4 protein-coding genes are annotated in these 6,930 nt (G+C 67.4%); 1 reads left to right on the forward strand and 3 read right to left on the reverse strand.

All coding sequences use genetic code 11. From position 1 onward, the window contains the following. Window positions 1-73 precede the first annotated feature (73 nt). The 3 genes from H8S47_RS14645 to H8S47_RS14655 all read right to left on the reverse strand — a co-directional run bounded on the left by H8S47_RS14645 (window position 74) and on the right by H8S47_RS14655 (window position 5,843). Complete coding sequence (locus tag H8S47_RS14645; protein ID WP_187504565.1) at window positions 74-1,342, reverse strand: DUF445 domain-containing protein; 1,269 nt, start codon at window positions 1,340-1,342, stop codon at window positions 74-76. An 87-nt stretch (window positions 1,343-1,429) separates the two neighbouring features. Next, a complete protein-coding gene (locus H8S47_RS14650; RefSeq protein WP_187504566.1) occupies window positions 1,430-4,660 on the reverse strand; it encodes an efflux RND transporter permease subunit in 3,231 nt (1,076 codons plus the stop codon). A gap of 4 nt (window positions 4,661-4,664) precedes the next feature. Then, window positions 4,665-5,843, reverse strand: a complete 1,179-nt coding sequence (locus H8S47_RS14655) for an efflux RND transporter periplasmic adaptor subunit (RefSeq protein WP_187504567.1) — start codon at window positions 5,841-5,843, stop codon at window positions 4,665-4,667. A 266-nt stretch (window positions 5,844-6,109) separates the two neighbouring features. Here H8S47_RS14655 and H8S47_RS14660 point away from each other — a divergent pair, with 266 nt between their 5' ends. Then, window positions 6,110-6,847, forward strand: coding sequence for an SIMPL domain-containing protein (locus H8S47_RS14660; RefSeq protein WP_187504568.1), 738 nt, complete (start codon window positions 6,110-6,112; stop codon window positions 6,845-6,847). The last annotated feature ends 83 nt before the right edge of the window (window positions 6,848-6,930 follow it).

Below are 6,930 nucleotides of genomic sequence, written 5' to 3' on the forward strand. Positions count from 1 at the left end.
GCTACAAACGACCGGACGATACCTGTAAAACTGTCACTCCGCGTGCGATCTAAAAGATCCTGTGATCTACCCGTCACAACAGCACATCGACGCTGTGGATCACCAGTCCGACCAGCCCGCCGACGATCGTGCCGTTCACCCGGATATACTGCAAGTCGCGCCCGACCGCGTTTTCCAGGCGGCTGGTGATGGTGTCGGCGTCCCAGCTGCGCACCGTTTCGGACACGAGTTTGACGATGCCGTCGCCGTAATCCGCCGCCGCGCCGACTGCCGCGCGCCGCACGAAGCGGTTGATCGTGCGCGACATGCGGGGGTCGTGCTGCAACGTCTCGCCGAGCTGGCGGAGGATGTCGCCGAGCTTGCCGGCCATCGCGCGTTCGGGGTCGCGGGCGATCGCGAGAAGCGCACCGCGCGCTTGTTCCCACAGACCGTCGAGCCAGCGCTGCATCGCCGGATTGTCGAGCAGGTCGTTCTTCATCGTCTCGACCCGCTCGCGCATGCGGCGGTCGTATTGGAGATCCCAGGCGAGGCGATCGAGCCCCTCCTCCGCCTTCAGGCGCAACGGATGCTCGGGGTCCTCGGCCATCTCGGCGAGCAGCTTGTCGAATCCGCTGATCAGCTTGTCCGCGACGGTCGTATCGAGCCCGGTCCAGCGCAGGATCGAGCCGGCCTTGTCGTGAACCATCGCGCGGACGAGGTGGTCATTCGCCGCCAGCGTCTTGGCCGCCCAGCGGATCGCGCTTTCGAGCAGCGGCGCGTGGCGGCGCTCGGCGATCGCGGCCTTGAGCAACTGGCCCAGGATCGGCGAGACTTCGGTTTCCCGCAGGCGCGCGCCGATCCCGGCCTTGACCATCCCGCCGAGCCGCGCCGGGTCGAGCCCCTCCAGGACTTGCGCGACCAGCTTCGACGCGCCCTGCCGGAAGCGGCCCCCTGCCCCCTCCGGCGGATCGGTGAGCCAGCGGGCGATCGCCCCCGCCACGTCGAGCCGTCGCGTGCGCCGCGCGATGACGACGGGGATCAGGAAGTTCGCGCGGAGGAACTGCGCGAGCGTGTCGCCAATCCGATCCTTGTTGCGCGGCACGATCGCGGTGTGCGGGATCGGCAACCCGAGCGGATGGCGGAACAGCGCGGTGACCGCGAACCAGTCCGCCAGACCGCCGACCATCGCCGCCTCGGCAAACGCGCGGACGAACCCGAACGCCGGGTGGACGGGGACGAGCGCGCGGCTGGCGAAGAACGTCGCGGCCATGAGCACGAGCAGGCCGGTGGCGACGATCCGCATGCGGACGAGCGCCGGGGGAGGTGCTTCGCCGGCCGGGCGCATACGGGGTAAAAGCGTCATGCCCGTAACAATCCCCGGGCGCCCCGAATGTTCACGCCGCTGCGGCGGTTCGGGTGCCCGGGTGCAGAAGGGCGTTTCGTAGGTCGATCACTCGGCGGGTTGCGTGCCGTCACCCCGTTCGCCGCCGTGCCCGAGCTTGCCGGTCGCCGGCCCGAGCAACGGCCCCGGATTGGGTCCGGCGATCTCGATCACGTCGTCGCCATTGTCGCCCGGACGATAGGTGAGCAGGCGACGGCTCAGCCGCGGCCCGACATAGCGCTCGATCCCGACCGCCAGGCTGAACGCCGCGGGGATGATCAGCAGGGTCAGCAGCGTCGACAGCGCAAGGCCGCCGATCACGACCGTGCCCATCGGCGCGCGAGACGACGAATCGCCGCTGAGCGACATCGCGGTCGGCACCATGCCGGCGACCATCGCGACCGTGGTCATCACGATCGGCTGCGCACGCTTGTGCCCGGCATCGATGATCGCGGTGAACGCGTCGACGCCCTTGCTCATCTCGTCGAGCGCAAAGTCGATCAGCAGGATCGAGTTCTTGGCGACGATGCCGAGCAGCATCAGCAGGCCGATATACACCGGCAGCGACAGCGGCTGTCCGGTCGCCCACAGCGCGAGCAGTCCGCCGAGCGGCGCGAGCAGCAACGACCCCATGTTGACGAACGGCGGCAGCACGCGGCGGTAGAGCAGCACCAGCACCGCGAACACGAGGAAGGTGCCCGCGATCACCGCGGTGATGAAGTTGGTGATCATCTCGGCCTGCCACTTGCTCTGGCCGAGCGTGAGTTCGCTGACGCCGACCGGAAGATTCTTCATCGCGGGCAGCGCGTGGACCTGCTTCATCGCGTCGGAGATCACGACTCCGGGGGCGAGATCGGCGCCGAGCGTGATCTGGCGCTGCTGGTTGACGCGATCGATCTTGGTCGGGCCCGAGCCGAGGCCGATATCCGCGACGAGGTTGAGCGGCACCGAGCCGCCCGACGCGGTCGACACGGGCAGGTTCTGGATCGTCGACAGGCTGGTCCGCGCCGACTGATCGAGCGCGACGCGGATCGGGATCTGGCGATCGGAGAGCGAGAAGCGCGCCGAGTTCTGGTCGATATCGCCGAGCGTCGCGATCCGGATCGCCGACGACAGCGCCTGCGTGGTCACACCGAGATTGGCGGCGAGATCGAAGCGGGGGCGGATGACGATTTCCGGGCGCTGCATGCCGCCCGACACGCGCGGCGCGGTCAGCGATTTCAGCGAGCCCATCTCGGCGACGATCTTGTCCGCCGCCTGTTGCAGCTTGGCGGGATCGCTGCCGCCGAGGACGATCGTCACGTCACGCCCGCTGCCGCCCCAGCCGGACTGCGAGCGGAACGACACGCGTGCATCGGGGATCGCAGTCATCTGCGGCGCGAGCCGGCGCTCGAAATCGACCGACTTCTCCTTGCGATCAGGACGCAGGTTCGCGGTCACGATCCCGCTGCCGACTCGCGTGCGGGCATAGACGGTGGCGACTTCGGGTTGCTGGCTGAGGATCTCGCCGACCCGCGCGACCACCGCATCGGTCTGTGCGAGCGTGGTACCGGGCACCATCTCGATCTGCGCGGTCGAATCATCCTCGTCGCGGGTCGGCTGGAACTGCGAGGGGATGACGGTGAACATGAACAGCGTCAGCGCGAAGGCGACCACGCCCGCGCCGATCGCCCACATCCGGTGATCCATCACGCGGTTGAACATCTTCCGAATGCCGCCGCGCGCGCGCCACGCCGCGGCCTTACGGCTGTCAAGCGTCCAATGGAGCGTGCGGACGTACCAGTCCATGATCTTGCCCTCGCCGTGGCTGGCATGGCCGAACGACTTGAGGAAATACGCCGCGATCATCGGCGTCACAAGACGCGCGACCGCAAGGCTCATCAGCACGGCTGCGACCACCGTCAGGCCGAAATTCTTGAAGAACTGCCCCGCGATACCCGGCATCAGCGCCACCGGCATGAACACCGCGACGATCGCCATCGTCGTCGCCAGCACGGCGAGACCGATCTCGTCGGCGGCGTCGATCGATGCCTGATAGGCGGATTTGCCCATTCGCATATGCCGGACGATGTTCTCGATCTCGACGATCGCGTCATCGACCAGCACACCCGCGACCAGGCTGAGCGCGAGCAAAGTCATGCCGTTCAGGTCGAAGCCGAGCAGGTCCATGAACCAGAAGGCGGGGATCGCCGACAACGGGATCGCCAGCGCGGAGATCGCAGTCGCACGCCAGTCTCGCAGGAAGATGAAGACGACGATGACGGCGAGGATCGCGCCCTCGATCATCGCATGGATCGCGCTTTCATACTGCGCTTCGGTATAGTCGGTGGTGGTGTAGCGCTGGACGAACTTGACCGACGGATTACGCTTTTCGAGCGCGCGCAGCTTCTCGACCGCGGCATGATAGACCGTCACGTCGGACGCGCCCTTGGCCCGCTGGAAATCGAAGGTGATCGCCTGGCGCCCGTCGACGGTCGCGCGGCTGCGCTGCTCGGCATAGAGATCGCGGACCTGCGCGATGTCCGCCAAGCGCACGGTGCGGCCATTGCCGACGTTGATCTGCGTCTGGCCGAGGTCGCTGGCGTCGCGCGCGTTGCCGAGCACGCGGATCGACTGTTCGGACCCGGCGATTTCGGCACGACCACCCGCCGCGTTCAGATTGACCTGACGCAACTGCAAGTTGACCTGGCTTGCGGTCAGGCCCTGGCTCTGGAGCTTCAGCGGATCGAGGATCACGCGGATCTCGCGGCTGACGCCACCGTTGCGGCTGATCGTCGCCATGCCGGGGATCGACAGCAATTCCTTGGTGACGGTGTCGTCGATGTACCAAGAGAGCTGTTCGACGGTCATGTCGGTGGTGATCGCCGCGAAGCTCGCGACGTCGTTGCCGCTGGTGTTCGCGCGGTAGACCTGCGGCTCGAGGATGCCGTCGGGCAGGTCGCTGCGGATCTGCGCGATCGCGTCGCGTACGTCGTTCACCGCGCGGTCGATCGGGGTGCCGATGGTGAGCTGAATCACCGTTTCCGAATTGCCTTCGGTGACGGTCGAGTTGATCTCGTCGATGCCCTGGAGCGAACGCACCGCCGCCTCGACGCGCTGCGTGACCTGCGTCTCCATCTCGGTCGGCGCCGCGCCCGGCTGGTTGACGACGACGATCGCGATCGGGAAATCGATGTCGGGATCGCGGTTGACGTCCATCCGCATGAAGCTGACGACGCCCGCAAGCATCAGGGCCAGAAACAGGACGATCGGCGGAACCGGGTTGCGGATCGACCAAGCCGAGATGTTGCGGAAGTTCATGGGCTCAGCTCGCCTTCTTGGTGATCGGCTTGACCGTCTGCCCGGGGGCGAGGAAGCCGCCCGCGGACTGGACGACGCGCTCCGAGCCGTCGAGGCCGCCGATGATCGTCACGCCGGCGTCGGAGACCTGGCCGATCTTCACGTTGCGCCGGACGATCTTGTCCCCCGGGCCAACGATATAGACGTAATTGCCCTTCTCGTCGCTCTGCAACGCAGAGTCAGGAAGCAGCGGCGCCTGCGTCACGCCGCCGACGATGGTTGCCGCGGCGAACCCGCCGGGGCGCAGCGCCGGATCGTATTTGACCGCGATGCGCGCGATGCCCTGGCGGGTCTGCGGATCGATCACGGGGGAGACCTGCCATACCTCGCCGGGATAGCCCTGCGTGGTGCCGACCGGCACGACCGTCGCACGCGCGCCGACATGCAGCCCGGTCAGGTCCGCTTCGCTCAACTGTGCGCGCATCTCCATCTGGCCGCCCATCGCCATGCGGAACAGGACGCCCGCCGATGGCCCGACGATCTGGCCCGCCTCGACGCCACGGGTCAGGACCAGACCGGCGGCAGGGGCGCGGATATCGAGCCGGCCGTTGCGCGCACGCGCCTCGCCGAGCGTCGCCTGCGCCACCTTCACGCGCGCCGCCGCGGCGTCGCGGGTCGCCGCCTTGCGCTGGAGATCGGCCTTCGAGATGAAGCCGCGATCGACGAGCTGCTTGGCGCGATCGAGTTCGGCCTGCGCGATCGTCTCGTCCGAGCGCGCGACGCTGACCGAGGCGGCAAGCGACGCCGCGGTCTCGTTCTGGACCGAGCGATCGACCGTCGCGAGCACCTGGCCCGCCGAAACCCAGGTGCCGGGTTCGACCAGCACGCGCGTGATCATCCCGCCCTCGCCCGCGACGCCGACCGGCATCTCGCGTCGCGCCGCCAGCGTGCCCGTGGCGGAGATCGTCCGGTCGACCGCCTGCCGGCCCGGCACGACCACCGACACGGTCGGCAATTGCGCGCCGGGCGTCGCCGCCGCGACGTCCTTCTTGCCGGCCTTGAAGGCATAGACCGCCACCGCGATCGCCAGGACGAGGATCACGGCGATGATGACGTTGCGGCGGCGATGCGATGGCGCGCTGTAGTCCGGCAACGCCAGTGGCTCTTCGCTCTCGCCACCGATCATCTTCGTCTCGTAATTCATGCGCGTCACAATCCCAATTCCGACCGGTCTTGTCTCGACCCGCTTCGCCATTCGCACGCTGTGTTATCTGAATAAGTCACCGTGCTCAAGCCCCTCGACGAGCACGAACGCGAAGACATGCTTCGAATCCGATCTATCCGCAATGATGTTCAAAGAGTTTGGGATGTTCAAAGAGTTTGGGACGTTCGAAGAGTTTGGCGACGTTCAGCTTGCGTTGACGTGCGCGGCGCCACACGCCGGCATATTGCTACACGGGAGACATAGTCATGAAGATCGCAACGTTCCTTACCACGCTGGCCGGCGTCGCCGTCGCGTTGCCGGGAACTGCCGCCATCGCGCAGACCGCGCCGACCACGGTCGAGCCGATGATCCCGGCGGCGGGCACCGTGCTCGACGTGACGGCGGAGGGCCGCACGACCCGCGTGCCTGATCTCGCGACGATCCGTGCCGGCGTCGTCTCGCAATCGACGACCGCGGCAGCCGCGCTCACCGACAATGCGCAGCGTATGGCGAAGGTGCTCGCGGCGCTGAAGCGGGCGGGCGTTGCGCCGCGCGACATCGCGACGTCGTCGGTCCAGCTCGCGCCGCAATATCGCTATGCCGACAACCAGCCGCCGGTGATCACCGGATACCAGGCGACCAACACAGTCTCGATCCGTTTCCGCGACGTGGCGAAGTCCGGCGCGATCCTCGATGCGCTGGTGGCGGAGGGTGCGAACCAGATCGACGGGCCGAACCTGTCGATCGACAAGCCCGAGGCGGCACTCGACGAAGCGCGCGCCGACGCGATCGCGCAGGCCAAGCGTCGCGCGGATCTCTACGCGAAGGCAGCCGGGCTGCGGGTGTCGCGGATCGTCTCGATCGCCGAATCGGGGCAGGATACCGGCGGCTCACCGCAGCCGATGTTCATGGCACGCGCGTCGATGGCCAAGGACAGCACGCAGATCGCACCGGGCGAGAAGGACGTGACGGTCACCGTATCGGTGCGGTTCCTGCTGAACTGACATCCAACTCCCCTCCCTGAAAGGGAGGGGCTGGGGGTGGGTAGGCTCGCTTATGCCGCGACCGTTCGAACACATGGAACCCG

It is taken from the genome of Sphingomonas albertensis, from assembly GCF_014358075.1.
Lineage (GTDB): Bacteria > Pseudomonadota > Alphaproteobacteria > Sphingomonadales > Sphingomonadaceae > Sphingomonas > Sphingomonas albertensis.